At 57.4% G+C, this 698-nt stretch carries 1 protein-coding gene; it reads right to left on the reverse strand.

The features are described from left to right. Positions 1–222, reverse strand: a 222-nt coding sequence (gene tnpA / locus TH25_RS24650; RefSeq protein WP_147253106.1) for an IS66 family insertion sequence element accessory protein TnpA, incomplete at its 3' end; no start/stop codon positions are given. Between the last annotated feature and the right edge of the window lie 476 nt (positions 223–698).

The following is a 698-nucleotide window of genomic DNA, read 5'->3' on the forward strand; positions in this document are numbered from 1 at the left end:
CTGGCGGTCCGTCAGCGCGACCGGCACAAAACCGGGACGGCTATCTGCCGATCTGCCATACTGTCGACGCCATTTGTTCAGGGTGCTGTACCCAATCCCGTGCCGGATCGCAAATTCCCGAACCGACACATCAGAGGTATAACTCGCGGCAACAAGGCGCTGCTTTTCTTCTGTCGTCAGACGGCGCCTGTTGATAATGCCATAACTACATATGTCGACCAAATCCTGATCTCCTGAGCTGTTCGGAGACGCCGCTCCCTCTTGCTCCTAAAATCCGGTCTTTTGCTCTCTCCCGCAAGGTAGCCGTGGTGAGACGCTTACGATATTCCATGCGGAGACGAATGGACTGAAGCCCGCGCTGCTGAAGATCGGTGGCCGGGTCTATATCGACCGCGCCGAATTCAACAAGTGGCTGGAGGGCCATGCTCGGGCTTCATATCGACTATCTGCGCTCGCCCGAGTTGTACCGCATGCCGGGCGATGCGGAGACTCTCGTGGGTTATTTCTTCGCGCCGCTCAAACCGGCTCCGGCGCCATGAATGCCTGTGCGGCCCTCACATGCGATTCTATCATGGCGGATACATTCGCTTCGAGCACGCCCATCACATCAAACGGTGGACCCACAGGGCTACCGGCTGCATGGCGGCGTTGCAATGACACAGGAGTAAAGCATCTGTGAGAACAGCATCGTAAGCGTC

Origin of the sequence: Thalassospira profundimaris (assembly GCF_003326755.1) — a bacterium.
In the GTDB taxonomy this organism is placed as follows: Bacteria; Pseudomonadota; Alphaproteobacteria; order Rhodospirillales; family Thalassospiraceae; genus Thalassospira; species Thalassospira profundimaris_B.